The sequence below is a fragment of the Fibrobacter sp. UWR4 genome (assembly GCF_003149045.1).
Taxonomy (GTDB): Bacteria; Fibrobacterota; Fibrobacteria; order Fibrobacterales; family Fibrobacteraceae; genus Fibrobacter.
Window position 1 is genome coordinate 1 of record NZ_QGDU01000009.1, and the last position, 26,053, is coordinate 26,053.

Genomic DNA, 26,053 nt, shown 5'->3' on the forward strand with positions numbered 1-26,053 from the left:
TCTCGGTTAAGTCTCATCGCTTGTCCTTTTCTTGGTCGAAAACGCAAGTTAGAAACCTAACCATCCCTAGAATTCACTTTCTAGGGATTTTTTTTGTTTTCAGCCTAGATCGGATTTACTTGACGATGAGAATCCGCGAGAAAAAAAACATCTTTTATCTTTGCGAAGTAGAAAGCAAAAGGATGATTTTGTGTGGAAGAAGTATTTGTGAGAAAAACAGGTGCTCCGTAAGGAACACCTGTTTTTTTTGATTTAGTCCTTTAGGGATTATCCGCCACGAATGTGGCGGATATAAAAACCGCCCGCTAAAAAAGAGGGGTGGTTTGTGATTCTACAGTTCTTAGCAATGATGGGTACTTTCGTTTCACGAAAGTACCAAATGCTGGCCTCGGTCATGGACAAATAAATTTGTCCGCGACACTCGGCTTACGTACTTGTCGTTCTTACTTCAACTCAGCTAGAGCCTTTTCGTTCTTAGCAATGATGTCCTGCTGGGTTGCCAGCTTGACACGTTCTGCGTTGACGACGGCTTCCGGAGCGCCGGAAACGAACTTCTCGTTGCTGAGTTTCTTTTCGATGGAAGCAGCAAAGCTCTTTGCCTTTTCGATTTCCTTTTCGAGGCGTGCAATTTCTGCAGCCGGGTCAAGGATACCTTCCAGCGGGATGAAGAGTTCGCCACCAGGAACAACGGCGGATGCGCTGAACTTGGGCTTTGCGGCCTTCACGCCAACGGTAATGCTTTCGATGCCACCCAGTTCGGTGATGATGGCGAGGCATGCATTCACGGACTTTTCGGTAGCAGCATCGTCGACGCTCACCACAGCCTTCAGCTTGGTAGCGGGGGAGACGCTGTAACGGCCACGAACACCGCGGACTGCTTCCACCACGGCGAATGCCTGGTCGAATGCAACTTCGATGTCCTTGTTGATGAGAGATTCATCAGCAGTGGGCCAGGGGCGGCTGATCACCATTTCGGAACCCTGGAACAGGATGCTGTTCAGTTCTTCGGTGATGAACGGCATAACCGGGTGGAGAAGGTCAAGCACATTCTTCAGCACGTAGCTGAGGATGGCCATGGCGTTCTTCTTTTCGGCGGTCAAAGATTCGCTGTTGATTACAGCCTTCTTGATTTCAAGATACTGGCTGCAAACATCGTCCCACACGAAGCGGTAGAGGAAACCTGCAAGTTCTGCGAAGTGGTATTCTTCCAGCATGCGGGTTGCATCCTTGATGGTGGTCTGCAAGCGAGAAAGGATCCACTTGTCTTCGAGAGTGAGGAGAGCCTTGTCCATGGGGAGCTCTGCGGTGAGAGCGCCAGCCTGTTCCAGCTGCGGATAAAGGAAGCGGCATGCGTTCCAGATCTTGTTACTGAAGTTACGGCCGATTTCGAACTTTTCGGAAGTGTTGATTTCGGTACCGTCTTCCTGCTTTTCCTTTTTCACCGGCAGACGGACGTCCTGGTTGTCGGTGCAGAGGCTTGCCATCACGAAGCGGAGAGCGTCAGTGCCGTACTTCTTTTCGATATCCATGGGGTCCACACCGTTGCCCTTGGACTTACTCATGGTCATGCCATTGCCGTCCAGAATCTTCGGGTGGATGTAAACGGTCTTGAAGGGGATGGTACCCATGTTTTCCTGGCTGAACAGCACCATGCGAGCCACCCAGAGGGTGATGATGTCGCGGCTGGTCACCAGCACGGAAGTGGGGTAGTACTTCTTCAGGGTGTCGTCAGCCGGAGTCGGCCAGCCCATGGTAGAATGGGGCCAGAGACCACTGGAGAACCAGGTGTCAAGAACGTCTTCTTCCTGCTTGAGAACGTGGCCCGGAACTGCGTCTTCCTTCAGGTTTTCTTCCTGAGAGCAGACTAGGTAGCCGCCGTTTTCAGCCTTGTAGAAGAAGATGTCGTCGCGGCCGCCGAACACTGCCTTCAGTTCTTCTTCGGTTGCGTCGGTGTGCCAAATAGGAATGCGGTGGCCCCACCAGAGCTGACGGCTAATGCACCAGTCGCGCTTTTCGGCCAGCCAATCCAGATACTTGTTGGCGTAACGTTCCGGGAGGATCTTGATTTCACCGGACTTCACGGCGTTCATTGCGTTTTCGGCAAGAACGTCCATCTTCACGAACCACTGGTCGCTGAGGTACGGTTCGATCACGGTCTTACTGCGGTCAGAGTGGCCCACATCCATTTCGTGGTCTTCCACCTTGATGAGGAGGCCCAGTTCGACCAGACCTGCAACAACCGCTTCACGAGCAGCCTGGCCCTTCATGCCCTGGAACTTGCCGGCATTTTCGTTCAGAGTGCCGTCGTCGTTCATGATGTTGATCATGGGGAGCTTGTGGCGGAGGCCGGTAGCATAGTCGTTGGGGTCATGAGCCGGAGTCACCTTCACGGAACCGGTACCGAAGTCCTTGTCCACGAGAATTGCGTCTGCGATCACCGGAATTTCACGGTCAACGAAAGGAACCTTCAGGGTCTTGCCGATGAACTGTGCATAGCGTTCGTCGCTGGGGTGCACGGCGAGAGCGGTATCGCCCATGATGGTTTCCGGACGGGTGGTAGAAACCGGGATGAAGCCGGAACCGTCGGCCAGAGGATACTTGAAGGTCCAGAAGTGACCCTTCACATGTTCGTAATAGATTTCGTCATCGGCAACGGCGGTCTGGAGCTTGGTATCCCAGTTCACGAGACGCTTGCCGCGGTAGATCAGGCCCTTCTTGAACAGGTTGAAGAAGGCGTGGCGAACAGCCTTGGCGCAGATGGGGTCCAAGGTGAAGCGCTGACGGCTCCAGTCGCAGCTCACACCCAGGCTCTTCAGCTGGGTGGTAATGCGAGCTTCGTATTCTTCCTTCCACTTCCAGATGCGTTCCACCAGAGCGTCGCGGCCAATGTCGTGACGGGTCTTGTGTTCGTCCTGGAACAGGCGCTTTTCCACAACAGCCTGGGTTGCGATACCGGCATGGTCGGTACCCGGAATCCACAGGGTGTCGCGGCCGGTCTTACGGCGGTAGCGTACCAGAATATCCTGAAGGGTGTCGTTGAGAGCGTGGCCCAGGTGCAGGGCGCCAGTCACGTTAGGAGGCGGAATGACGACAGAGAACGGTTCGCCCTTACCGCTGGGTGCAAAACTATTCTTTTCTGCCCAGGTGGCATGCCAACGGGCTTCAACATCTTTAGAATTATAACGTGTTTCCATAATAGAGCCTTCCACAAATAATTTCTTAACGTGGGCAAATTTAGAAAAAAAACAGTGAACTTCATGAACGAGATGTCTTTGAACAGGACGAACTCTTGTCTTTTTTTACCTGATAAACACTTTTGGCTTCGCAGGCACAGAGGGCTTTTTGACTTGTTAGAATGGTCATGGCGTCTGAGGAATCCCGCAGGATGCGAAGCAGGTTGTCCATGGAACGGCTCTGTGTTACAGTTCCTTTTTCATACTTGGCAAAGGCCTTCGGTCCGCCACCCACGATTTCTGCAAATTCTTCCTGGGAGTAACCGAACTTCTTGCGAATTTCAACAATCTCCTGGGGTTGCAATAAGCCCTCCGCTTCCCTGTAGAGAGCATCAAGCTTTTTGTTGATGGGACCGACACGTTCCTCGTCAATGAACTCCTCGCCACATCCGGTACAATGGAAAATTGGAAGGTTGTTTACGGTGATGGATTTACCCTTGTAGGTGTAGGTTTCTTTTACTTTTTTTCGGATCACTTTTGCGCAGCAAATGGGACATTCTTTGATAATCATTTATAGCTCCTTGAACGAAATGACAACTCCGTTTCCATTTTTTGTTATTTGAATTTTGATATACAACCTTACGCAAGAACCATCCGCTTTTGTGTCTGCGGAATGATAAACATCTTGCCAAAGAGTTGTGTCAGCGTCGGTTGTCATGGTCTTGTATATTTCGTTACTCCTTAATTTGCATACGCGTTCAACGATTGAATCTTCGTCTGTGTATCCTAGCAGAACGGCAGTCTGTTTAGAAGATCGTGTAACAAATCTTTTGTCTTTGTCCTGGAGCAGTTTTTTTATCAACTCCAAATCATAGTGCGCTTTGCCGAGGTGTTCCATTCAGAATGCCTCCTCAAATGCAAAAGAATCTGTCTTGATTGAAATATAGATATAAAAGTACCATAATGGTACTGTCTGCGAGCGGTATTTTTGTCATTTTACCTCCTGTCGCTACATGCGTAAAAAGCGACGGTTTTGTGCTACGATTTTATTTATCAAAAAGTGGTTTAAGTTCGGCGAAACATTCGCCTAAGCCTTGTAAGCGGCTTTCTTTTCGGCTACGGCAAGTTTGCGGGTGACCTTTCTCTTTGTACGAACTTTAGGAACCGCGATCATTTGAACATTTAGTGCGTTCAATACGCGTAAAATGGTGTCAAAACGGGGGTGGGCATCTTCATCCAGCGCCTTGTAAAGACTTTCTCTGCCGAGACCTGTTGCTTTTGCAATTTGTGCGATGCCGCGAGCTTTGGCTACGTATCCGATGGTCCTCAACAAAACGGTGCTGTCGTTTGACTGCAATGCGTCGCTGATGACTCCGGCAATAACCTCTTCGTTGTCGAGCAGTTCCGATAGATCCAGTTTACTTGTTTTCATTTTGAATAGCCCTCCACATTTCCTTTGCCTTTTCAATGTCTCGCCGTTGTGTTGATTTGTCTCCACCACATAGGAGAATGATTACAACTTGTCCTCGTATGGCGTAGTAGAGCCTATATCCAGGTCCAACATCGAATCGCATTTCGGATATCCCGTCGCCAATGTTTTTGACATCACCAAGATTTCCTAGTTCAACTCTCAATAATCGAGAGAATATTCTCTGCTTTGCCTGATTGTCCTTAAGGTTCGCGTACCATTTAGAGAAGGTTTCAGTTTTCTCTATTGAAAACATCTTACCCTCCCAAATGTATCTAATCGGATACAAAGTGTCAAGTGCATTACATGTGTATTCATTTTTTCCTCCTGTCGCTACATGCGTAAAAAGCGACGGTATTCATCTAAGAAACGGAGATCGACTGGTTCCCGAATTTTTTTCGCTGTGCAGAAATATAAATAAGGCGGAATGCCAAATTTTGACAATTGACGAAAATGCCCGAATTTGTTAGAATTTTATTCAATGTTCGACAAAGTCAATTTGAAAGATCCCAAATACCTTCAAGATTACGAGAACCAGATTCGCAAGCTCCCGCTAGATGAGTTGTACGAAGTTCTGGATATCGTTAAAAAAGACAAGACTTCAGAAAGAATTGATATTGTAAATAAACGGATTGGTGAACTGGAAACATCGGATAGACTGTTGTGGGCAGGACTGTTGTCGACAATGCCATTGCCAGAATTACCTTCGGAAGAAAAAATTCATCGAAAAGGTGGATTGACTGCCGAGGAACTTGAAGAAGTTAGAAATTCCGTCAACGAGACATACGAAAGGCATAAGGACGTAGAAATCATCGGGTATAATTTCGATGGCAGGTGTATTACGCCGGTTTACGACTCCAAATACAATATTGAACAGGGCAAAACTCACGAAACAATCCAGCGGTTGCAAAAAGAATATCGAGAGAACTTTAAATGGTCGATTCTCTTAGGATCAGCTCTAGTAATTGTATTGTTGATTGTGGTTAAGGTGATTGAATCTGTTTTTTATGTAGATATAAACCTTCGTGGATTGCATTAAAGGCTGCGGTGTTGTTAAAATTTCAAGATGTAATGCCCTTTAGGCAGGTCTCTTGATTTGTTACGTGTGCGGCCTTTGGTGTCAACTAGGAACTTGGCTGTACTTGTCGGAACAATCTGCCGTGCAGTACTCATTTTCAAAGGAGCCTCGCTTGCCTCAAGTTTTGCCTGGTAGGGGATGGTCTTGCCTTCCAGCAGCTTGTCGCTGGTAATGGTTGGTTCGGGACTTTCGTCGGCTGCGATGTTCAAACCGTCAATTTTGCAGATGATTTCTTCGCCGGGAATCAAGCCCTTCAGAGATGTTTCGCTGCGCTTGCCTTTGATGGTAACGTAGGCGTTGTGGTACAGCGGGGCGATACCGATGTTCTTTACCGTTACCGAGGCAGAATTTTCGTTGGCAGTGAAGGCGGTAATTTCGAACTTGTAGCCTGCGAAGGAACTGGCTTCGTAGAGGCGTTCCTTAGTAGCGTACTTGCCGTCGGGGGAGTTATTACCGATAACATAAGTCATGTGGTACTTGCTGGCGGCCTGTTCCCAGGTCACACCGTAAAGTCCTGCGGGATTCAAGAATTCCTGCTGGTCCTTTTCCGTATAGTAGCTGACTTCGCCGCCACCGGGTGCTGTTTTCCAGCGGTCCAGACCCATATCTCGCCAGTTCCTTTCGTTGTCGCCGTAGCCCTGTGAAATATCGTGTTCGGCATGCATGAAGGAATCATCAAAAAGTCCGAAATTCAAGGCCAGCAAACTCTTGTCGTCGATAACGGGAGAGTAGCTGTTGTCCGCTGCGTCAATGGAAATGCTCCATGGTGTTTCGGTAAACTGTGCTGCCACGTGCTTCAGGAATTCAGCCTGGTAATCCTTGGTGGCAAAGTTGACACCGAATTTTTTCGTGGTGCCGTAAATGTGGTACTCACCCCAATGGCCAAAGCCCACTTGCACAAACGCGATTCGCGGGTCCTTGTCGTAGGCGGCTGCAAAGTCCGTATAGAACTGCTTGTAGAACCACATCAGCTCCGTGCTGCTCCAGTCGGCGTAATAAGTGGGTCCGTCGCCACCCGGGTCTTCGGAGTAAGTCTCGGTGTAGCCCGTCATGTTCTTGATGTACAGGGGAACGGCGGTGGCGCCCTTCACGTTCTGGGTGCAGCCCGATGCGTTTCTAATGGTTTCGCTGGGATACTCGATACGGAATCGCACGATGGCCTGGTGCCCGCGGCTAGCCACATCGTTCAACATCTTTTCAAAGGAACTCCAGTCGTAATTCAGCTTGTCGCCAGTCTTTCCCGTCACCACAGCGCAGGGGAGGCAATAGGAAAATTCCAGGGAAATCGCCCCCAGGTAATCCTTGCTGCTCTTGGCCTGATCGGGCCAGAACACGATGCCCTTCATGGGCTCCAAAGTTTCGATTGTCTTGTTCAGCGCAATGCCGCGATCCGCAGCGAAAGAAGAGGCCACCAAGGCGGCACTCAAAAGAGAAAGTGTCTTTTTCATAAATCCCATACCACATCCGTGAACCAAGCGGCCCACAGGGAGAAATATATGGCAATTTACTCCCGAAGTCAACGCATTTTCGGGGTGACCTGCATAAAACAATCTCTTCCCGCAAAAATTTAGGGGAGGAACTCAAAAATACAGGGGCAAAATTGGGGACGGCTAGTGCAAATCGAGGATACCCCGCGAAAACCCAAAATTCCCCCTGATTTCACCCCAAAATTCCCTTGCAGCCTTTAACGGGCCTATTGCGCGAAGGGACCTGAGGATATATTTTTAGGGTGATGGGATGAAACTCTAGAAAAAGGGTTGTTTTTTATGATGGGTGAAAATATCTTGAAGGCCGTAGGAGCGGTTGCATTTGTGGTTTGTGGTTCCGTTTGGGCGGATCCTCCCAAAAATTTCAGTGGATGGGATTTGGTATTCGAAGATAACTTCGACGGAACATCTTTGGACAAGAGCAAGTGGAATTCCACTTATAACTGGGGGCCAACTCATAATCACCGTGCCTACTGTGCTCCGGAAAACGTCATCGTATCCGATGGCTACCTGAAATTGAAGGGAGAAGCAAAGAAACATCCCAATGCCAGTGGCAAGACTGCAAAATTTAATGGCAAGGAAATCCCTGTAGATTACACATCCGGTGCCATCGATACCCGCGGGCATTTTGAAGTGAAGTATGGCTATATTGAAGGCCGATTCAAGGCTCCAAAACATAAGGGAACATGGCCTGCCTTCTGGACTTTGCAGGATGGCTGGCCTCCGGAAATCGACATCCTGGAAATCCCCGCATCCCGAAAGCAACACCATTATTACCTGCATTACACAACTCCTGACTGGTATAACAGTCACGGTTCCGCCTGGGATCACGAGGCTTCCTTCGGGGGGCACAAGGACGATGACGTGGACCGTTCCGCAGATTTCCACACCTACGCTGTGGAATGGGACGAAAGCAACCTGAACTTCTATTTTGACGATAAAAAGTTCGCAAGCTATAACCGTCCTACGGAAATCAAGCAGCTTGCTGCCCAGTATATTATCGTGAACCTGGCCATTGGTGGGTGGGCCGGTGATGATATCGAAGTGACTGCGGATAATCCGGCCTATTTTGAAGCGGATTGGGTCCGTGTCTGGAAGGCAAAGCCTGTAAAGCCCGATACGGTTGTCGTTAAGAATGAACAGTTCGGAACTTGCATGGTTCCTGGAGAAGACAAACGGCTTTATCTCAAGGATTGCGGGGATAAGGGCGCCCTTGCTGTCATGACCCAACTTTCTTCCAGCACGTTCCGCCTGGACTTTGGGGACATGAGCCTGGAAATTCCTAATGAAAATAAGGATCCGGGAGTTACCGCCGGTGTATACGCCTGGAACGGCAAGGACCATCAGAAAATCATTTTTGAAAATCAGTACGACAATCAGTACCGTCTAAAGATGGCCCATAGTGGACATTATCTCCGTTCCACTTCTGACGGGGAACGTGTTGTCCAGGACTGGAACACCAGCTGGGAATGGAACCAGAGATGGCGAATCATCAAGGCTTCGGATCTTGAAAAAGAGGACCCGGGTACAGACAAGATTATCCGTAAGCAGGCTATTTCCCGAATCCAGCAGATTCTCAAGGGCAGGACCTTTGACGTGATGGGGCGTGTGCGCTAACTTGTTTTGGTTGGCTCATCGCGCCGCTTTTGTCAACAGTTGTTTGCAAAATAATGGGAAGGGTTGATTTGCCTGTGCGCTGTAGCTATATTAGGCGTACCACCCCCATTTAGGTGCGTTGCCAGTTTAGGCTTTTGGTCTATTCCCAGAGTTTTTGTATATAAACTTTTTTAGGCCTGTAGGCCAGAATATCTTGAGACATATTTTATTAATTGTGACGCTGCAAGCGGTGCTTGCAGTTTTTTGTGTTGCGTCTCCTGGAAAAAATGGTGCCGCAAAAGGTGTCGTCCTGGATTTTGTAGAGATGCCCATTGCGGATGTGGTTCGTGCGGTTTCCCTTGCTTATGATACGCCCATCCTGGTAGACGAAGGATTGGATTTGAAGGTGACATTTCACCTGGAAGGCGTTGGACTTATGGAGGGCATATCTGCCTTATGTTCAGCAAATGGTCTGTCCGTAGTTCAGGAGGGCCGTGTTTTCCATATCCGGCGGCAGGTGGATCATGGAGTGCATGATTTCTCTATAAAGGATGGATTGGTGTCCATATCCGTGCGGGACAAACCTGTTGCGGATTTTGTCAGGGAGTATGCCTTGAATTCTGGATTGAACATTTTGGCGAATCCGGGACTTTCAGGAACAATTACAGGCGAATTGCGTGATATGGCGGGGGAGGAGGCTTTTCGTAGTTTAATGAAGGCTCATGGATTTCGGGTTTGGCGTGAAGGCGGATGCTTGCGGGTGGATGTGGCTTCAAGTGCTTCGGGTGAAATTCGTCCGGGCGTCTCAGGCATTCGTGTCGAACGGGATGGGGACTTGTTCTCTCTGGAATGTAACGGAGTTTCTCTTGGGATTGTTCTGCAATCCCTGGCGGATGAGGCGGGTCTTAATCTTGCATTGTATGGCGAAATCCGCGAGGAGGTGCATTTAAAATTTGAGGGGGTCCCGCTGGAAGATTTGCTGCACGCCCTGTTTCGGGATCGGCGCTACAGTTACGTCATGGAAGGCCGTTCCCTGCTGGTGTCCGAGGGCGGTTCCCGCAGGGCCTTATCCGGTACAAGACTGGTGGCCTTGAAGCATGTGAATTGCGAGAAGGCGATGGGATACTTTGCCAAGTTCATGCCCAGCGAGAGTTTTGCCGTCACAGAGGTTCGGGAGCAGAACGCGCTTCTATTGGGTGGAACTCCTGCAGAATTGGAAATGGGGGAGGCGTTGTTGCGGCTGGTGGATGTTCCCGCCCTGCAGGTCACTCTATCCTGTATTATCGTGGAGCTGAAGCGTGGTCGCAATTTTGAAATCGGATTCCATAGTGGGGCAAGCCGCAAGACAGGAGCGTACGACGTGGGGGCTCGTGGATACTTTGATTTTCTAGGGACGGATATTTCCAGGTCGGGAGCTTTCGGGAAGGTAGGGCTGCTTCCCGATCGTTTTGAAGTGGAGTTGGCGTCCCTCGAGGAAAATAACCGCGGGAAGGTTTTGGCTCGGCCCCGTCTTACCACATTGAACGGCAACAAGGCGGAACTGAATGTGACCAACACGGTGTATTACCTGGTGAGTCAGGTATCTGCCGATGGATACCCCATTACGGATTACCGTTCCTTTAATGACGGCATTTCCCTGGAAATGACTCCTTCGGTTACGCTGGACGGAAATATCACCTTGGAAGTTTCTCCGGAAATCAAGACGGCGGGAAGATCTTCTGGAGATGGCCCCCGAGATATTAGTACCCGTAATCTGAAGACCGTGGTGGTGCTGAAGGATGGGGAATCCCTATGCCTGGGCGGCCTTATACGAAAGAATAAGACGGAAGTTAGGTCCGCGGTGCCATTTCTAGGAAGCATTCCCTTCATTGGACGCCTCTTCAGCTACGTTTCGGAGGAGGACGAGGAAAATGAACTGGCCATTTTTATTACGCCTCATGTGGAAAAATAAACCTGTATCCGTTTGCTGCCGTTTGATGACGTGGGAATATCGCTCCACGTTTGAGGAGGAACCGGATCTAAAAAGTGTGCGTATGCAATTCCTGTGTGAAATGCCTCAATGGGAGGCTCGCGAGGGAAAAGCCTTTGATGTAAGGCTTTGGCCGATGGTTTCCTTCAACGCTACGGAAGGGCGTTTATGGCGTTATCTGGTGGCATTCCCGCCGAGGAATGTGGCAAATGATGGAAGGTGTCGTTACTTGCCGGAACAAGTTAGCCTGGTATCGCAAGCGAACGAGTTCATGATGAACTTGCAAGAGGGAAACAGCGGAAACTGTGTTTTCTGGACAGTGTATCGTGACTTCCTGATTCTTCTGGTGTATTTCGAAGGACGTCTATGTCACTGGTCCGAGGAACCGGGCTATGATAGCGGCAGTCTTCACGAGATTTCTGACCGACTGGATCGATTCCGGAAATTTCTTGAACAGGACAGTCTATTCTCTAGGGCGGATCATTTTGAGATGATTGAATTGAAGGGGAACTCGGATGGCTTTCCCCAGGAACAATTTCTTGCTGCGTCCCGGGATCCTTTTTTCAGAAGGCTGAAACTGAATGGAACGATTGATGTTTCAGGAAGGCGTAGCTGGTGGCTGTGCCACATGAAAATCCCCACGACGGCGTTCTTGATTCTAGGGGCTTTAGCCCTGTTTCAAAATCGGATGGTTGAAAAGATTTCAGATTATTTTGAAAATCATTCTTCTGTAGAAATTCAGGATGCTGTTCCCGTTGACCTGGATTTGCCTCCGCTTATGGAATTCGTGGAAGAACCGAAAAACCTTTCCCCACGCAAAGTAACTTCCGATTGCGTTCCGCCTGTTCTGAACCTTAAGGGGATTGTTGGCGAAAGACTGGTCATTGCGGAAGTCGACGGACAGATGAAAAATCTATCCCTAGGTGATTCCTTGCAATCTTCATCGGAAACTAAAGCAAAACCGTATGTTGTTCAAAAAATCGCCCGAGACCGCTTAACCCTGAAGTGCCTCCACAAAACATTGGAGGTGATTGCCCGGTGATTGAACTAGTCTTGTGTATCTTGCTGGTGGCGACTATTCTTGCGACAAACTTGCTGAATCTTCCTGGGGGCGTGAAACGGCAAATAGGACGCTTTGAAAAAGAGGTAGAAGAAGTGTACTTGGAGGAGTCTGCCATTATTGCCTGGATGGAACAGTTCCCTGCAGATTACTTCGCTAGGAAACCCTGGAACCTGCAGTTGCCCGAAGTTCAGACAGATGATGAGTTCCCCTGGATGAATGTTTCTGCAGGGAAGGTGACGGCCCAAGTGGGCTCCAGGTTCCGCCCCCTAGGTAGGGATGAATTGCGGGAAGTGGAGGGCCTGCTGGAGGCTCATTTAAAACGGGAAATTCTGGGACGTTCCGATTTGAAGGTAAAGTCTGGTAGCCGGCGTCTTTATGGCCGTGGGGAAAACATAGCCTTGTCTGTTACCGCAGGGGACTTGACGCTTGGGTTTGATGGGGACGTAGGGTCCGTGAACCTCAAATGCGATGGGGATATAAACGTAGGTGGTGTCGCGCAATATGATACGCTTCGTCTTCACGCGTCTGGAAATGTAACGCTGAGGGGATCTGTGAGTGTCGACCATCTGGAAGTCTACAGCGGGGGAGACGTGGAACTGTCTCGGACAGTTTCCTTTTCCGGTGTGGTATACTCCCGAGGGAATGTTTCCCCGACAGCCTGCGCTGACACCACTGGAGTCCACGTGCATTTGATTTCTCAGTACATGCTTTCTCGGGATGGGAATGAACCCTTAAGTCCCCGCTGTATATTGCCCGCTTCCGTGGGGGGTAAAATGCAGGCTCTTTCCTGGAGGCTCAATTGAATTCTTCCCGCGGTTTTACTTTGATGGAGGTTCTTGTCGCCTCTGCAATTCTGTCGATCGGGGCGATGGCCCTAGGCTCCATCTACGTCAACTTCAACCATCAGCGACGTCTGGAGATTCAAGCGGTGGATTCTTATATGCGCTCCATTAACGCAATGGAACAACTCATCAGGACTCCGCCATCCTGCGAGGAAACCTCCCTTCCCATGGTCCCTGTTCCCGGCGTGAGTCGTCTAGCCCTTGTTTCCATCTCTACAGAACAGGGGGTGAACCTTCGGAGGCTTATCCCATGTCGCTGATATGGCGGTCTGGAAATCGCTTGCGGAAACATCAAGGATTTACCTTGATGGAACTTTTGGTGGCCATGGTCCTTGCCGCCCTGTTGTCGCTGACGGCTTTCACCTTCCTGCAGCAAACCTGGAGTTCCCACCACCATCTGGTGGAAAGCTACTGGCGGAGCTCTTCGGTTCTTCTGGATCATATCCGCAGCGCCCATCCTTATGGTCTGGATAAGCGGCGACGCATCAATCCTACGTTCTGATTTTTTTTGTCCGCTACCGGATAACGAAAAAAAGACGCAGTTTTCTGCGTCTCTTTTTAAACACTAGCGCTTGGGATCTTACTTACCCAGGTCCACGCCTTCAACGTGATGGTTTTCGTCCTTGCGGGCCTTATGGACTTCGATCAGGTTGCCGAAGTAGTGCATGAAACTCAGGACGCCCACGGAAAGGAAGCCGATGGAATACAGTGCCAGGAACGGTCCGATAATGAACTTCTGTGCACCGATGTATTCCAGCAAACCGAAGATACAGTAGACGCCCACGCCCAGTTCGAGAACTGCCTGCCAGGGGAACTTCTGTCTATAGTGGCTGGTCTGCTTCTTCTTCTGGCCCACGCCGCTCTTGGGGGTGCGGACGAAGCCACTCTTGTGACCGGTAATAGCAGCAAATACTGCCTTGGAATTGCTTACTGCAATGCCTACGCCCAGTGCCATAAGGATGGGCATGGAGAGCAGACGGACCTTCCAACCGGTGTAGCCGGAGCAACGCTGAGCGACAAAGTAAAGGAAGCTAGGTGCGATTGCTGCGAGGAAGATGAAGGTAAAGCCGACGGAGTAGACCCAGACCGGCAGGTTAGCAACGGGCTGGAAGAATGCCAATAGAGGCCATGCACACAGTGCAGTGAACAACATGCAGGGGTGGATGGAATAGTGGGTGGTGTGAAGGATTGCGCCAATCTTTACACGGAGAGGAACATCGGACTTCAGCACGCGGGGGAGAATCTTCTTTGCAGTCTGGATAGAACCCTTTGCCCAACGGAACTGCTGAGCCTTGAAAGAGTTGATATCGTTGGGAAGTTCTGCAGGGACGATCACGTCGAAGACGAACTTCATGCGCCAGCCAGCCAGCTGAGAACGGTAGGAAAGGTCCATATCTTCGGTCAGGGTGTCGCCTTCCCAACCGCCACCGCCATAGATGGCCTGCTTACGCCAGACACCTGCGGTACCGTTAAAGTTCATGAAGAGCTTGCCCCAGCTACGTGCGGACTGTTCCACCACGAAGTGACCATCGATACCGATGGACTGGGCAAGGGTAAGGCCGGATTCAGTACGGTTCAGATGGCCCCAACGACCCTGGACCAGACCAATCTGTTCGTCCATGACCAGGTAGGGGATGGTCTTCAGGAGGAAGTCCTTTTCGGGTACGAAGTCGGCATCGAAAATGGCAAGGAAATCGCCCTTGGCGATGGCCATGGCTTCCTTAAGGGCGCCGGCCTTGAATTCCTGGCGGTTCACGCGGTGGATCAGCTTGATGTCGTAACCCTGAGCCTGCAGTTCTTCCACCTTCTTCTTGGCCACTTCGTAGCATTCGTCGGTAGAGTCGTCCAGGACCTGGATTTCGTGCTTGTCCTTGGGGTAGTCGATGGCGCAGACTGCTTCGAGAAGACGTTCCACGCAGTTGGCTTCGTTGAATACCGGCAGCTGGGTGGTTACCTGGGGCAGGTCTTCAAAAGAATGCTCACGGTAGAACTGCAGGATAGCCTTGCGGTCTGCAAGACGGGTGGCACGGCTGTTCTTGAGGAACAAATACACGCTGTAGTAGCAGCTGAAGCCGTAGATGACGAGACCAACACCCGCAATCACATAGATTGCGAACATGATGTCCAGTAGGATTGTACTGATTGCCATATAACCGTATAACCTGTTTAAAAGGGTGCTTTTTTCAAAGCTTGCGGCCAAATATAGAAAGGCTATGTGAACTTTGCTACATTTATCACATAATTTTTACCTAAAATGAGCTTAGTGTTTCCTTTTTAGCCTAAAATCGCCAATCTTGTAATAAAAATGGAACAAAAACGCAATTCTGACAGTCCTGTTGCCCGTTGGCTTTCTGCCAACCGCAATTCCCCATCATTTCGGGGGGCTTTACAAAAATTGTTGGCGTTTGCCTGCTCGGAGTGGTTCCTAGAAGGCTCCGGCACGGTGGTTCCCCCGGAAAAGGCGATTTCCTGGGTGGTCACCGCCTCCTTGCCTCAGTACCCCCTGGGCGAATGGATGGAGGATCCCGAGGCTCATTTGGACGAAATTGCCGATTTTTGTGAAAAAATCAAGACTTTACCACTTCCGTCGGCGTTGAAGCAGGATTTTCCTTCCGTTCTGGATCTCCGTGGAGTGGTTTGCCCCAGGAATTCAGCCCGAAGCAGGCTCGTCATGTCCGGTCTTCCGGAAGGATTCCGCATGACGATCCTCCTGGATGAAGGCTCTCCTATCGAAAATGTTCCGGGTTCTCTGGTGGCGGATGGCCATTTTATTGAAAAAAGAGAAAAAAAACAGGGTTTTTGGGAACTGACTGTGGTCAAACACGTTGCAAGTGTATAGATTATAGTTCGTGGAAAACCGTACACTTATTATAGGCGACGAACTTTTTGGCGACCAGGGTGAGGCTGCTCACCGCTGTGCAGAGATTATACTTTGTCGCGAAGCCAATCGTCCCATCCAGTTTTCCATCAATGCTCCCGTTGCCCAGAGTTTGGCCCAGTTGCGAGCCCGTGTGTCCACGGATGTCATCGGCAAGAAGCCAGGCCGTATTGTATTGGGGCTGGGCTTAAAGGATTTGAATCGAGGCGGGGTTGATTATAAGCTGGTATTTGAGCAGTACAGCCAGTTTGTGGACGATATCCTGAATAAGACTACGTCGCCGGTGCATCTTTTGACCATCCCTACGGATATGTTGCCTACGGCGATGGCTCAGCTGGTCGGATTGAACGAGCTGATTCGCGGCTTGCAGGAAAAACCGCGTGTAAGTGTTTTCGATTTTGCAGCTTATGCTGATATATATAAGGAAAAACAGGTGGAAAGAGGCAAGTTTGGCCGTTCCATCTATACAGAAGATGGAAAACCCACTTCCCTGTGTAACACTCTTCTGGCATTGTTTCTCCAGGAATGCATTTTGAAAGAATTAAAGTAAGGAGTCAAATCATGAGCTTAACAGACGATCATTTCCAGCGTAAACTTGCAGCCCAGAGCCGAGCCTGGGACCAGACCAGCGATGTTCCCAAGAAGGATCGCGCACCTCGTGAACCGGCTGCTCCCAAGATGGGCATCTGCGACAAGTGCAAACAGGAAAAGTTGCTCCGTTCCTATCGCAGCAAGGAAACCACCGTTTCTGCCGGTGCGGCAAGCTTCGGTACCGTGGTCAAGCATCTTTGTGAAGATTGCGCTCCCAAGTCCCGTCGTGAAAGAGATGCTGAAGTTCCCCAGATGGACAAGAAGCAGGTGAAGGGTCTTCTCCGCGCTGCTCGTAAGGGTCTACTCTAATATATTATATGGACCATAGGGCTTTTCGGCCCCAAATTTTCCCCCTTAACAAGAAAGGGGGATTTTTTTAAATTTGGCGCGCGCTTTTAAGAATGGAGACGCCAAATGTCTAACATTAATGCAAAAGAATCCGTCAAGAAGTTCTTGACCGAATCTGTAGCAACTGTCACCCCGGAACTGGTCAAGTCCATCAAGAGGGGTTATACCAAGCAAAATCTCATTAGCGACTTGATGTCCGGTGTTATCGTCGGCATTCTTGCCTTGCCTCTGGCAATTGCATTCGCTATCGCTTCCGGCGTAGGTCCCGAACAGGGTCTTTACACAGCCATTATCGCCGGCTTTACCATTAGCTTGCTGGGTGGCTCCCGCTTCCAGATTGGCGGTCCTACTGGCGCCTTCATCGTGATTGTCTATGGCATCGTGAGCCAGTACGGTTACGATGGCCTGGCTTCCGCAACTCTCCTGGCCGGTATCATCTTGATCGTCTTCGGCCTTGCAAAGTTCGGCGCTATCATCAAGTTCATTCCTTATCCTGTGACGGTGGGCTTTACCGCCGGTATCGCCGTGATTATCGCCCTGGGTCAGGTTCCCAACTTCTTTGGCCTCAAGTTCCTGGCCAAGGACCCGGCTGATGCTGTGGGCAAGATCAAGCTTTATGCATCCTCTCTGGATACCATCAATATCTATTCCGTGATTATTGGTATTATCGCTCTGGCCGTTTGCATTCTGTGGCCCAAGATCACCACGAAGGTTCCGGGCTCTCTCATTGCAATCATCGTTGCAACCGTCGTCGTGAAGGTTCTTGGTTGGGATGACCCTGTTACCGGTCATGGTGTCGTGACCATCGGTATGAAAAATCACATCCCGTCCGGTTTCCCCACTCCGCACCTTCCGAACATTAGCCTTTCCATGATGCGTGAAGTTTTCCAGCCGGCTTTGACTATCGCTATTCTTGGCGCTATCGAATCCCTGCTTTCCGCTGTTGTGGCCGACGGTATGACTTCTACTAAGCATCGCTCCAATACCGAACTTTTCGGCCAGGGTGTTGCAAACCTTCTTTCTCCCGTGTTTGGCGGTATTCCTGCTACTGGCGCTATCGCCCGTACTGCAACCAACATTCGTAACGGCGCTGTTTCCCCGATTTCCGGTCTTGTTCACGCAGTGGTGCTGCTCCTCATCATGCTGGTTCTGGGTAAGTATGCCGAAATGATCCCTATGGCAGCTCTTGCCGCAGTGCTTTTCCAGGTGGCTTTCAACATGTGCGGCTATCGCGCCGTGATCAAGATGTTCAAGCTCCCCAAGAGTGATGTGACGGTGATGCTTGTTGCATTCTTCCTCACAGTGATTATCGACCTGACTGTTGCTATCGAAGTGGGCGTTCTTTTGGCCGCAATCCTCTTCATCAAGCGTATGAGCGAAGTTGCCGAAGTGGATGCCGTTACCGATGCTATCCGTGCCGACGACGAAGAAGTGACCCACACCGAATTCGCCCGCCAGGTGCCGAATGGTGTGGTGGTTTACGAGCTTGCCGGTTCCTTGTTCTTTGGTGCCGTGGACAAGTTCAAGGAAACCTTGAACCGCATCGCTGTGAAACCCAAGATCCTCATCTTGCGTATGCGTAGCGTTTCCAGTATCGATGCTGCCGGTATCAACATGATCGAAGACCTGCTGAACCGTTGCAAGGCCGACGGTACCCAGTTGCTGCTTTCTGGTGTGCATGCCCAGCCTGTGGTTGCCTTGACTCGTGCAGGTGTGCTGAAGCAGCTTGGCGAAGAAAACGCTCTGGGTAACATCGACGCCGCCTTGAACCGCGCCCGTGAAATTCTGGGCCTCCCGATGGTGGATGTTTCCCTGGATCCCAATCCCACTGTAAGCTGGGAAAAGGGCCTGGACAAGCCTTGGCTCCCGGAAGAATCCAACGCTGCTGTTGCTGAAGGCACTCCCGAAGTGATTGCAGAAAAGGTTTCCGAAGAACCCGTCTGGAAGATTGAAAAATAGGCTGCGGCTTCACTGTCGCCAACCTTGCATTGCTCGTTGAGTGGAAGCGAAGCTTCCTACTCAATTAATTCGGGAAAAATCGTTGAACTATTTAGGGAAGGGCTTTGCCCCTTTCTTTTTTTTACAGAACGTTGAGGGGTGTTGTGAGCCCCGCTACAGAAAGAGACAGGTGTGATTCTAGTCACTTTGGTTGTAGAGGGGGGGAATCTATTTTTGTGCTTGAAAACGGGTGGTGCCGTTTGGGATGTCATCTGTCGGAGCAATCAGTGGATAAAAAGAACATCTTGTTGAGACGTCGTAGCACTTTTGGCGACTTTTTCCTTAATTATGTGGCCGCAATGATGGTTGTCTTAGGCATCCTGTCAAACATCTAGTATAGATTTTTTTTTATCTTTGCGCCTATGTTTAAGATCGGCGTAATGGCTTCCGGTGGTGGAAGCAACTTTAAGGCAATTATTGATCGCATTGGCGAGGGGGATCTCGAAGCCCAGTGCAAGTTCCTGATTACCAATAATGCAGGCTGCGGAGCTGTAGACCATGCCAAGACTTATGGCATTCCTGTCTATCACATTTCTGGCCGTACCCATCCGGAACAGGCTGATTATGAAGCCGCCCTTCTGGAGGTGCTGGACAAGTATGACGTGGATTTGCTGATCCTTGCTGGTTATATGAAGGTTCTGCCCCTTTGCGTCCTGGCTCGCATGCCCGATCGAGTTCTCAATATTCACCCGTCTCTTCTGCCGAAGTTTGGAGGAAAGGGCTATTTTGGAATCCATGTTCACGAAGCTGTACTGGCTGCTGGTGAAAAGGAATCTGGTCCTACCGTTCATCTGGTTTCCGAAGAGGTAGATGCAGGTCGTATTCTTGGTCAGCGTAAGGTTCCCGTGATGGAAGGGGATTCTCCTGCTGATCTCGCCGCTCGAGTGCTGGTCCAGGAACATGACCTGTTCTGGCGTGTCATTAAGGAATATGGTGAAAAGATTACCGGGAATGCTTAAGTCCGCAGGTTTCTAACCGTTCGAATTTTTATGAAATTCAAGGTGCCAGAGTTTTTAGAGGGGATTGAATCGCCTATTGAAGGCGAAGTGGCCATCCGTAAGTTTGCCGCATCCCAGGAAGGTGCGTCTCCGGCGGCCATCGTCGTTGGAATTGACGAGGTGGGCCGTGGCCCACTGGCAGGCCCCGTGGTGGCCTGCGCCGCCGTCCTGAAGTCTCCCGACGCACTCATGACTCTGAACGATTCCAAGAAGCTTACCCGCGTAAAGCGTGAGGCCATGTACCAGTCCGTGAAAGATGCCTGTGTCTGTTACGCCATCGCCAGCGCAAGCGTTGGGGAAATTGACGAAATCAACATCCTGGAAGCGGACTTCCTCGCGATGCGCCGTGCCCTTCAGGCTCTGGGGCTTCCGGGGGTTCAAGAATCCGCTCCTCAGATACCAGTTGAGGTAAAGGGCAGTTTCGCCGATGGGGCTAATCAGCTGTTCGGATCTGCAAGCTACAACGTGTTGATTGCCGTTGACGGAAACCTCAAAATTCGCGGAATTCCGCAGGAGATGCAGATGCCCATCGTGAAAGGCGATGGTCGTATTGCCAGTATTTCCGCCGCTTCAATTCTTGCAAAAGTTTTCCGTGACCGCTATATGGATGACCTGGAAAAGAAGTATCCTGGCTATGGTTTTGACAAGCATGCCGGCTATGGAACAAAGTTTCATCTGGAAGCCATCAAGAAACAGGGGTACACTCCTGAGCATCGCATGAGTTTCCATCCCAAATCCCTCCAGATGGAATTGGATCTCTAGCTTATTTAGCCTGCTTTTTATCTCTTTTCCCCTGTTTTGCCTTGGTTGTGTAAAGGTCTTTTAACAATGCCTGTATTTTCTGTGTGATAAGGGGCATAAGAACCGCTTTATTTTTTTGTTTTCTGTTGCTTTTGTATTTTAGGAATTTATTTTTGGGTATAGATGAGTGTTACCATGGTTAAAAAGTGCCTTTTTCCGCTGATTTGCCTTTCTCTTGCGTTCACTGCGTGCAATGATCCTTCCGAGGAATTTGTCAAGTCGAACAAGAGTGCTGCTCGAACTGCAGAAAAGTCTGCAGGTGTTTTTGAAGCTAAAGTTCACAGCTCCCTGGGTAGTTCCGAATTGCGTAGGGCGATGAGCGATGCCTGGAAGTCTCTCCGTGTCGGCCAGAGCGTCCGTGACAATGACCGTGTTCGTACTTTTGCGGAGTCCGAAGTTGTTCTCAAGTCTTTCGATGGCACCGTATTTGTCATTTCCGAAAAATCCGACGTAGAGTTTAATGCCGCTTTCCAGGATTCTGTCCGTGGCGAAGTGAATGTGTTCATCAAGAATGGAAACATCCAGTTCGACGTCCAGAAACAAAAGAAGAGACAGTATAATTTTGGAACCGGAACTGCAACAGCATCGATCCGTGGTACGGCAGGCTTTGTGGGTAGCCTCGATGGCCAGCTGGTCGCTTCCCTTAAGGAAGGCCTTGTTGAAGTGAAGGATGCCAAGGGCAATACTTCCAGCATCAAGGAAAACCAGACCGTTCTGATAGCTAAGTCCGGTGAGGTAAAAACCTTCCAGCTGGAATCTTCCGGTTCTCCCGCCCTGTTTGCCACCTTGTCAGGCTTGGTTGAAGCGGGGGGCCTGAACAACATGGACGAACTGGAAAAATCCCTGCAGTCCTTTGATGCTGGCTATGCCGCTGAAAAGAAAAAGTTTGTAGAATCTTTGGACTTCAAGGCTGTTTCTATTCCGAGTAAGATTTCCAAGCCTTCCATTACCTTGAAGGCTAAGCTCACTCCGGGCGTCTTTGTGACTATCATGGGCGTGACGGATACTGTGCCTGCATCGGGCTCTTATGAAAGGACCTTTACCTGGGACGAAGCCGCTGCCGGTGAAAAGCGTTTCATTGCAACCTGCAGCAATGGCTTTGTGGAAGCTTCCTGCAGCACCTGGAATACGGAATATGTGGATTTGACTCCCGACGAGGTTCCTGCCGAAAATGTGGAAATGGATACACTTTCCAAGTCCGATTCCCCGGTAAAAGAATCTGTCAAGACCTCCGCTAAGGCTGCCGTGTCTAAGGCGAAGAAGGTTGTTAAGCCCAGTGAACCTGTGTTCAACCTGGTCATCAATCTTCCTCCTTCCGAAGGTGCTGAAGTTCTTGAAACGGACTCCCTGGGTCGAGATACCTTGGAAACACTCAAGGTGTCCAGTGGCAAACAGAAAATCAATACGGATCTTAACATCATATTGTCCGGCATCGGAGACGATGAACTGGCAAAAATTGACACGATCTTCATTTTCCGCGATGGTCAGCAGGAAGAGTTCATTACGGACGTTGCAGGACTTTCCTATTCCCGAAAGATTTCCTTCTCCAAGAATGAAATTGCAAAATATGAAGTGGCTGCAAAGTTGAAGGATGGCTCCTACGTGTGTGCCTATAAGACCTACATCGTGGATTGATCTTCCATCAATAGGCCCGTATTGTAAAATAATCCGTTAGTTTGTAATAATACCTGAAGATATAGCCCCAAGTACTCAATTTGGGGCTATTTTTACGTCGTGAAAATCATTTTGGACATTTTTATGCCCATTTTGTACATTGTGTGTGCAATGTTCAAAATCTTAGGAGAAAAGATTTTCTATCTTGTTGACTATCAATAAGTTACGAGTTTTCAAAGGGAGGCTGTCTTGAACAACTCTGTTCCTCTGCTTCAAATGATTACCCAGTCGGATATTGCGACGATTGTGGTACTCAGCATCTTGGCAATCATGTCCCTAGGTTCCTGGGGTATTATCATCGTGAAGTACGTGGTGAACAGGAAGAATCAGCGTGCAAACGTGATCTTCTTCCGCAAGTTCAGCAACGTGCAGCAGTTCGTTGAACTGCAGAGCCTGTGCGAAACTGCAGATGAAAGTGCCCTTCGACGTCTGACGGACGAAGTGCTGAAAGAAGCGTCCAAGTTCAGTAACTTTGTGAGTTACGACTCTATCCAGCACCGTGCGTCCTTGCTGGAAGATACCATCCAGCGTTCTATCGAAGGCCTCCGCCTTTCCGAAGACCGCTACCTGAGCTTCCTTGCTACCAGCTCCAACCTGGCTCCCTTCTTTGGCCTGTTGGGTACTGTGTGGGGCATTATGGTTGCCTTCTTCCAGATTGGCCAGCATGGCTCCGCCGACCTGAGCGTTGTGGCTCCGGGTATCGCCATGGCCTTGATTACTACCGTTGCCGGTCTGGTGGTTGCAATTCCCGCCTCCGCCGGTTACAACTACTTTACCTCCCATAACGGACAGAACGAAATTTCCTACTACAACTTTGGTTCCCAGGTGCTGAGCTTGTTCAAGCGCGGCGACTTGCTCGCTCTTGAAGAAGTGGCTGGCTAGGAGGCTTGAGTGAAGCGTAGCCGCGGAAAAGAACTGAAGCAGGAGATGAACCTGACGAACATGATTGATATCGTGTTCTCCATCTTGATTGTGTTCATCATTTCTGCGCCTCTCATGAGTCAGGGTGTGAAGGTTGACCTCCCCAAGGCCGAAGCACCTACCATGGAGCAGGAAAAACTTTTGAAGGTGTCCATTACCAAGAACGATGAACTGTACATCGCTGACATGATGGTGGACTTCGATAGTTTCAACAATGTTTTCAAGTCCTTGTGGAACGGCGAAATGGCTGTGGTCATTAATTCCGACGAGGATGTGAAGTACGGCCTGGTCATGAAGGTTGTGACCCAGGTGCAGAAGCTGGGCGTTACAAAGCTTGGGTTCCTTACCATGAATCCCAAGGAAAAGCCCGGTAAGAGATAGTCAGGTATTTTTTTGAGTAACAAGAATCCACATATCGAGTATTTCTCGGACCACGACAACGGGATGATTGCGAAGATTGTTATCTGCGCAGTTATTTTCCATGTGGCGATTGTCGGTGCATGCATTGGCCTGCATTTTGTGGACTTCAAGGAAGAACCGGAACCGATCCCCGTGTTCGAGATGGTTCAGGTGCAGCAGCCTGTCAAGAAACCTGCCGCTCCTCGCGTAAGACCTCCTGAACCGCCCAAGCAGGAACCTCCTCCGGAACAGCCTCCGGAAGTTAAGCCCCGTCCGGAACCTAAGCCTAAGGTAAATCAGGAACTTCCTCCGGATATTAAGCCCGAAGAAGAACCGAAGCCTGAACCGGAAGAAGTGCATGAAGAACCTGCACCGGAACCTGCTCCTGAACCGGAGCCTGTGGATGACTTTGACGTTGACGATATGGACCTTCCTGCAACCATGGAAGCTCCTAGCCTGAATCCTGTGGGCTCCGTGGACATGGACCCCTTGCTGCAGGAATATCTGACTCGTTTAAAACAAATTATCATGAGCAATTTCAATCCTCCGGCAAGTCTGAACGTTTCCAAGAAAATCAAGACTACGGTTCAGTTTACGGTGGATCGTTTAGGTGGTATTTCCGCTGTGACTTTGAAGCTGTCTTCTGGCAACAAGACCTGGGACCATTTGTCCGTCCGTGCGGTGCAGATCTCCAAGGTTCCTGAACTGCCGTTTAATTTCAGAGCTCCCTCTCTGATTCTGCACTTCAATTTCACTCCGAATTAGGATTAGAAGAACATAGAAGGTATTGAAACATGACTGAGCGTACAAAAGTAATGATGCGTCAAAAGGCTGGAAAGATATTCCGAGTTTCCTCCTTGGCGTTGTCCATCGTTTTTTGGCTTTTGCTCTTGGTGCTCCCCTCCGTAAGTTCCGCCGCAATTGATACCATAGCTGTGGATGTGGGCATCTCTGTTTTCAAGACCATGCCTATTGGCATCGTTCCTTTTAGCGAAGCGAAGGGAAACATTGAATGGGTTGAAGAAAAGCCCCATCAGATTGTGACCCGTGATGCTGAACTTTCCGGTCGCTTCGAAGTGATTGCTTCTGACAAGTTTAATCTGGCTCTGTTCAGCAAGAAGCATGCTAAGCATTACATCACTGGCCGTGTGGCTCCTATGCCTGGTGGCAAGCTGAAGCTGGAATGCTTCCTTTATGTGGCGCAGACGAAGGATGTGCTTCTTGGGGAATCCTATACCATTACTCAGCAGGATCTGCGTCGCGCCATGCATCAGTTCTTTGACCAGGTGATTATGCGCCTGTGGGCTGAACCTGGTGTGGCATCCACCAAGCTTGCTTACGTTTCCAAGATTGATGGTGTCAAGCAGGTTGTGGTTTCCGACTATGACGGTTACCATCGCACGCAGGTCACTCGTGATTCTGTAATCAGCATGATGCCTGTATGGATGAAGGACAACAAGGGCTTGATTTATGTGAACTTCAAGACTCACCGTCCTAAGCTGTATTCCAAGATGTTCGGTGGCGTGGAGAAACCTCTGTTCCCCCAGCTGGACCAGACTTATAGTCCGGCCGTAAATCCCAAGACTGGCGAGCTGCTGTTCTCCAGTACGGTGGATGGAAAGACGGACTTGTTCATTGGTAATCCTGCTACTAACAAGGCTCGTAAGTTTGCATACCTAAAGTCTAACCAGACGAGCCCCGCCTGGAGTCCTTATGCTTCCGAAGTGCTTTTTACCAGCGACCGTGGCGGTGGCCCTCAGATTTTTGTCATGGGCAGCGATGGCAGCGACCTGCGCCGCGTAACTTTCATGGGACGTTATAACGAACGTGCCAGCTGGTCTCCCAAGGGCGACCGCATTGCCTATACGTCCATGGATAATGGCAAGATGAATATTTATACCTGCGCTCTGGATGGTTCCGATATTGTCCAGCTGACCAATAACGCAGGAAACAACGAACATCCTACGTGGTCTCCCGATGGGAACTTGATTGCATTCTCCAGCAATCGTAGCGGTAGCTATCAAATTTATATCATGAGAATGGATGGCTCCAACGTGACCCGTATTACCAATTCCGGCGAAAATACTTCGCCCACATGGTCTTTCTATTACGAAAATCCTAACAAACAGGAAGGTGCAAAATGAATAAAGTAAAAATCGCTCTCATTGCCGGCGTAGCATGCGTTGCTCTTGTCGGTTGCTCCAAACGCCAGCCCGTGCAGACTGAACCTGCCGCAGCTCCCGCTCCCGTAGCACAGGCTGCAGAAACTGCTCCCGCAGTAGAAGCCGCTCCCGTGAACCAGGATTCCCTGGCTGCAGAACAGGCCCGCCTGGAAGCTGAACGTATCGCTGCTGAAAAGGCTCGCCTGGAAGCTGAACGTGCCCGTCTTGAACAGTTGATCAACCAGATCATGAGCGAAGATGTGTACTTTGACTTTGACCGTTCCGAACTGACTGAAAAGGCTAAGGAATTGCTGGCTCAGGTTGCGGAACTGCTCCTGAAGGAAACCCGCTTTACCATCACCATCGAAGGCCATACTGATGCTCGCGGTACTGAAGACTACAACTTCACCCTGGGTGCAAAGCGTGCTATGAAGGTGAAGGAATTCCTGGCTGCTTACGGTATTGACGGCAAGCGCATGGAATCTGTTAGCTACGGTAAGGAAGCTCCCAAGGCTGAAGGCGCAACCGAGGAAGCCTATTCCCAGAACCGTCGTGCTAACTTCCGCGTGAATATTAAGGAATAACAGGCTGACTCGCGATTAGGTTC

The 26,053-nt window shown here is 49.9% G+C and carries 26 protein-coding genes; 19 read left to right on the forward strand and 7 right to left on the reverse strand.

Translation table 11 applies throughout. The features are described 5' to 3' along the window. Positions 1-443: 443 nt before the first annotated feature. From BGX12_RS04950 to BGX12_RS04970, 5 genes are all read right to left on the reverse strand, one after another. Positions 444-3,194 (reverse strand): valine--tRNA ligase, encoded by a 2,751-nt coding sequence (locus BGX12_RS04950; protein ID WP_109735065.1) that lies wholly within the window; start codon positions 3,192-3,194, stop codon positions 444-446. A gap of 61 nt (positions 3,195-3,255) precedes the next feature. Continuing rightward, positions 3,256-3,744, reverse strand: a complete 489-nt coding sequence (locus tag BGX12_RS04955) for a type II toxin-antitoxin system MqsA family antitoxin (RefSeq protein ID WP_109734984.1) — start codon at positions 3,742-3,744, stop codon at positions 3,256-3,258. Further along, positions 3,745-4,071 carry a type II toxin-antitoxin system MqsR family toxin gene (locus BGX12_RS04960; RefSeq protein ID WP_109734985.1) on the reverse strand — a complete coding sequence of 109 codons (327 nt, stop codon included), beginning with the start codon at positions 4,069-4,071 and terminating at the stop codon, positions 3,745-3,747. It lies immediately after the preceding gene. 189 nt (positions 4,072-4,260) lie between these two features. Next, positions 4,261-4,605 (reverse strand): addiction module antidote protein, encoded by a 345-nt coding sequence (locus BGX12_RS04965; protein WP_109734986.1) that lies wholly within the window; start codon positions 4,603-4,605, stop codon positions 4,261-4,263. Next, positions 4,592-4,897 carry a type II toxin-antitoxin system RelE/ParE family toxin gene (locus tag BGX12_RS04970; protein WP_109735066.1) on the reverse strand — a complete coding sequence of 102 codons (306 nt, stop codon included), beginning with the start codon at positions 4,895-4,897 and terminating at the stop codon, positions 4,592-4,594. The genes BGX12_RS04965 and BGX12_RS04970 overlap by 14 nt, the downstream gene beginning before the upstream one ends. A gap of 225 nt (positions 4,898-5,122) precedes the next feature. Here BGX12_RS04970 and BGX12_RS04975 point away from each other — a divergent pair, with 225 nt between their 5' ends. After that, the gene (locus tag BGX12_RS04975) at positions 5,123-5,680 is read left to right on the forward strand and encodes a hypothetical protein (protein ID WP_109734987.1); all 558 of its coding nucleotides are present in this window, start codon (positions 5,123-5,125) and stop codon (positions 5,678-5,680) included. A gap of 14 nt (positions 5,681-5,694) precedes the next feature. On the opposite strand, the gene BGX12_RS04980 is transcribed toward BGX12_RS04975, so the two are convergent. Then, entirely contained in the window at positions 5,695-7,167 is a 1,473-nt protein-coding gene (locus tag BGX12_RS04980) for a DUF4832 domain-containing protein (protein ID WP_109734988.1), read from the reverse strand. A gap of 318 nt (positions 7,168-7,485) precedes the next feature. On the opposite strand from BGX12_RS04980, the gene BGX12_RS04985 reads away from it, so the two are divergent. The 6 genes from BGX12_RS04985 (at position 7,486) to BGX12_RS05010 (ending at position 13,178) form a co-directional block, all read left to right on the forward strand. Further along, positions 7,486-8,823, forward strand: coding sequence for a family 16 glycosylhydrolase (locus BGX12_RS04985; protein WP_109734989.1), 1,338 nt, complete (start codon positions 7,486-7,488; stop codon positions 8,821-8,823). 214 nt (positions 8,824-9,037) lie between these two features. Then, positions 9,038-10,753 carry a type II secretion system protein GspD gene (locus BGX12_RS04990; RefSeq protein ID WP_233246262.1) on the forward strand — a complete coding sequence of 572 codons (1,716 nt, stop codon included), beginning with the start codon at positions 9,038-9,040 and terminating at the stop codon, positions 10,751-10,753. Positions 10,754-10,835: 82 nt separating this feature from the next. Continuing rightward, positions 10,836-11,813 (forward strand): hypothetical protein, encoded by a 978-nt coding sequence (locus BGX12_RS04995; RefSeq protein WP_146196252.1) that lies wholly within the window; start codon positions 10,836-10,838, stop codon positions 11,811-11,813. After that, positions 11,810-12,637 carry a hypothetical protein gene (locus BGX12_RS05000; RefSeq protein WP_109734991.1) on the forward strand — a complete coding sequence of 276 codons (828 nt, stop codon included), beginning with the start codon at positions 11,810-11,812 and terminating at the stop codon, positions 12,635-12,637. The genes BGX12_RS04995 and BGX12_RS05000 overlap by 4 nt, the downstream gene beginning before the upstream one ends. Beyond that, the gene (locus tag BGX12_RS05005) at positions 12,634-12,936 is read left to right on the forward strand and encodes a PilW family protein (protein ID WP_199220730.1); all 303 of its coding nucleotides are present in this window, start codon (positions 12,634-12,636) and stop codon (positions 12,934-12,936) included. Before BGX12_RS05000 ends, BGX12_RS05005 begins: the two co-directional genes overlap by 4 nt. Beyond that, a complete protein-coding gene (locus BGX12_RS05010) occupies positions 12,927-13,178 on the forward strand; it encodes a type II secretion system protein J (protein ID WP_109734993.1) in 252 nt (83 codons plus the stop codon). The genes BGX12_RS05005 and BGX12_RS05010 overlap by 10 nt, the downstream gene beginning before the upstream one ends. A 78-nt stretch (positions 13,179-13,256) precedes the next feature. Here the strand turns inward: BGX12_RS05010 and BGX12_RS05015 are convergent, their stop codons facing one another. Then, positions 13,257-14,825, reverse strand: coding sequence for a glycosyltransferase (locus tag BGX12_RS05015; RefSeq protein WP_233246263.1), 1,569 nt, complete (start codon positions 14,823-14,825; stop codon positions 13,257-13,259). A 156-nt stretch (positions 14,826-14,981) separates the two neighbouring features. Between BGX12_RS05015 and BGX12_RS05020 the strand changes: the two genes are divergently transcribed. From BGX12_RS05020 to BGX12_RS05075, 12 genes are all read left to right on the forward strand, one after another. Further along, positions 14,982-15,515, forward strand: coding sequence for a sulfurtransferase TusA family protein (locus BGX12_RS05020; RefSeq protein ID WP_109734994.1), 534 nt, complete (start codon positions 14,982-14,984; stop codon positions 15,513-15,515). A gap of 10 nt (positions 15,516-15,525) precedes the next feature. Then, complete coding sequence (locus BGX12_RS05025; protein WP_109734995.1) at positions 15,526-16,104, forward strand: SGNH/GDSL hydrolase family protein; 579 nt, start codon at positions 15,526-15,528, stop codon at positions 16,102-16,104. Positions 16,105-16,115: 11 nt separating this feature from the next. Continuing rightward, entirely contained in the window at positions 16,116-16,454 is a 339-nt protein-coding gene (locus BGX12_RS05030) for a hypothetical protein (RefSeq protein ID WP_109734996.1), read from the forward strand. Positions 16,455-16,559: 105 nt separating this feature from the next. After that, positions 16,560-18,452, forward strand: a complete 1,893-nt coding sequence (locus BGX12_RS05035) for a SulP family inorganic anion transporter (protein ID WP_109734997.1) — start codon at positions 16,560-16,562, stop codon at positions 18,450-18,452. Positions 18,453-18,853: 401 nt separating this feature from the next. After that, positions 18,854-19,450, forward strand: a complete 597-nt coding sequence (purN, locus tag BGX12_RS05040) for a phosphoribosylglycinamide formyltransferase (RefSeq protein ID WP_109734998.1) — start codon at positions 18,854-18,856, stop codon at positions 19,448-19,450. 30 nt (positions 19,451-19,480) lie between these two features. Continuing rightward, positions 19,481-20,251: a ribonuclease HII gene (locus BGX12_RS05045; RefSeq protein WP_109734999.1), complete on the forward strand. Its 771-nt coding sequence runs from the start codon at positions 19,481-19,483 to the stop codon at positions 20,249-20,251. A 174-nt stretch (positions 20,252-20,425) separates the two neighbouring features. Then, entirely contained in the window at positions 20,426-21,925 is a 1,500-nt protein-coding gene (locus tag BGX12_RS05050; protein ID WP_158278174.1) for a FecR domain-containing protein, read from the forward strand. Between the two features lie 228 nt (positions 21,926-22,153). Further along, positions 22,154-22,846: a MotA/TolQ/ExbB proton channel family protein gene (locus BGX12_RS05055; RefSeq protein ID WP_199220731.1), complete on the forward strand. Its 693-nt coding sequence runs from the start codon at positions 22,154-22,156 to the stop codon at positions 22,844-22,846. 9 nt (positions 22,847-22,855) lie between these two features. Further along, positions 22,856-23,266: a biopolymer transporter ExbD gene (locus BGX12_RS05060; RefSeq protein WP_109735001.1), complete on the forward strand. Its 411-nt coding sequence runs from the start codon at positions 22,856-22,858 to the stop codon at positions 23,264-23,266. A 12-nt stretch (positions 23,267-23,278) separates the two neighbouring features. Then, positions 23,279-24,049, forward strand: a complete 771-nt coding sequence (locus tag BGX12_RS05065) for an energy transducer TonB (RefSeq protein WP_233246264.1) — start codon at positions 23,279-23,281, stop codon at positions 24,047-24,049. A 29-nt stretch (positions 24,050-24,078) separates the two neighbouring features. After that, positions 24,079-25,428 carry a translocation protein TolB gene (locus BGX12_RS05070; RefSeq protein ID WP_233246265.1) on the forward strand — a complete coding sequence of 450 codons (1,350 nt, stop codon included), beginning with the start codon at positions 24,079-24,081 and terminating at the stop codon, positions 25,426-25,428. Continuing rightward, positions 25,425-26,030, forward strand: coding sequence for an OmpA family protein (locus tag BGX12_RS05075; RefSeq protein WP_109735003.1), 606 nt, complete (start codon positions 25,425-25,427; stop codon positions 26,028-26,030). The genes BGX12_RS05070 and BGX12_RS05075 overlap by 4 nt, the downstream gene beginning before the upstream one ends. The last annotated feature ends 23 nt before the right edge of the window (positions 26,031-26,053 follow it).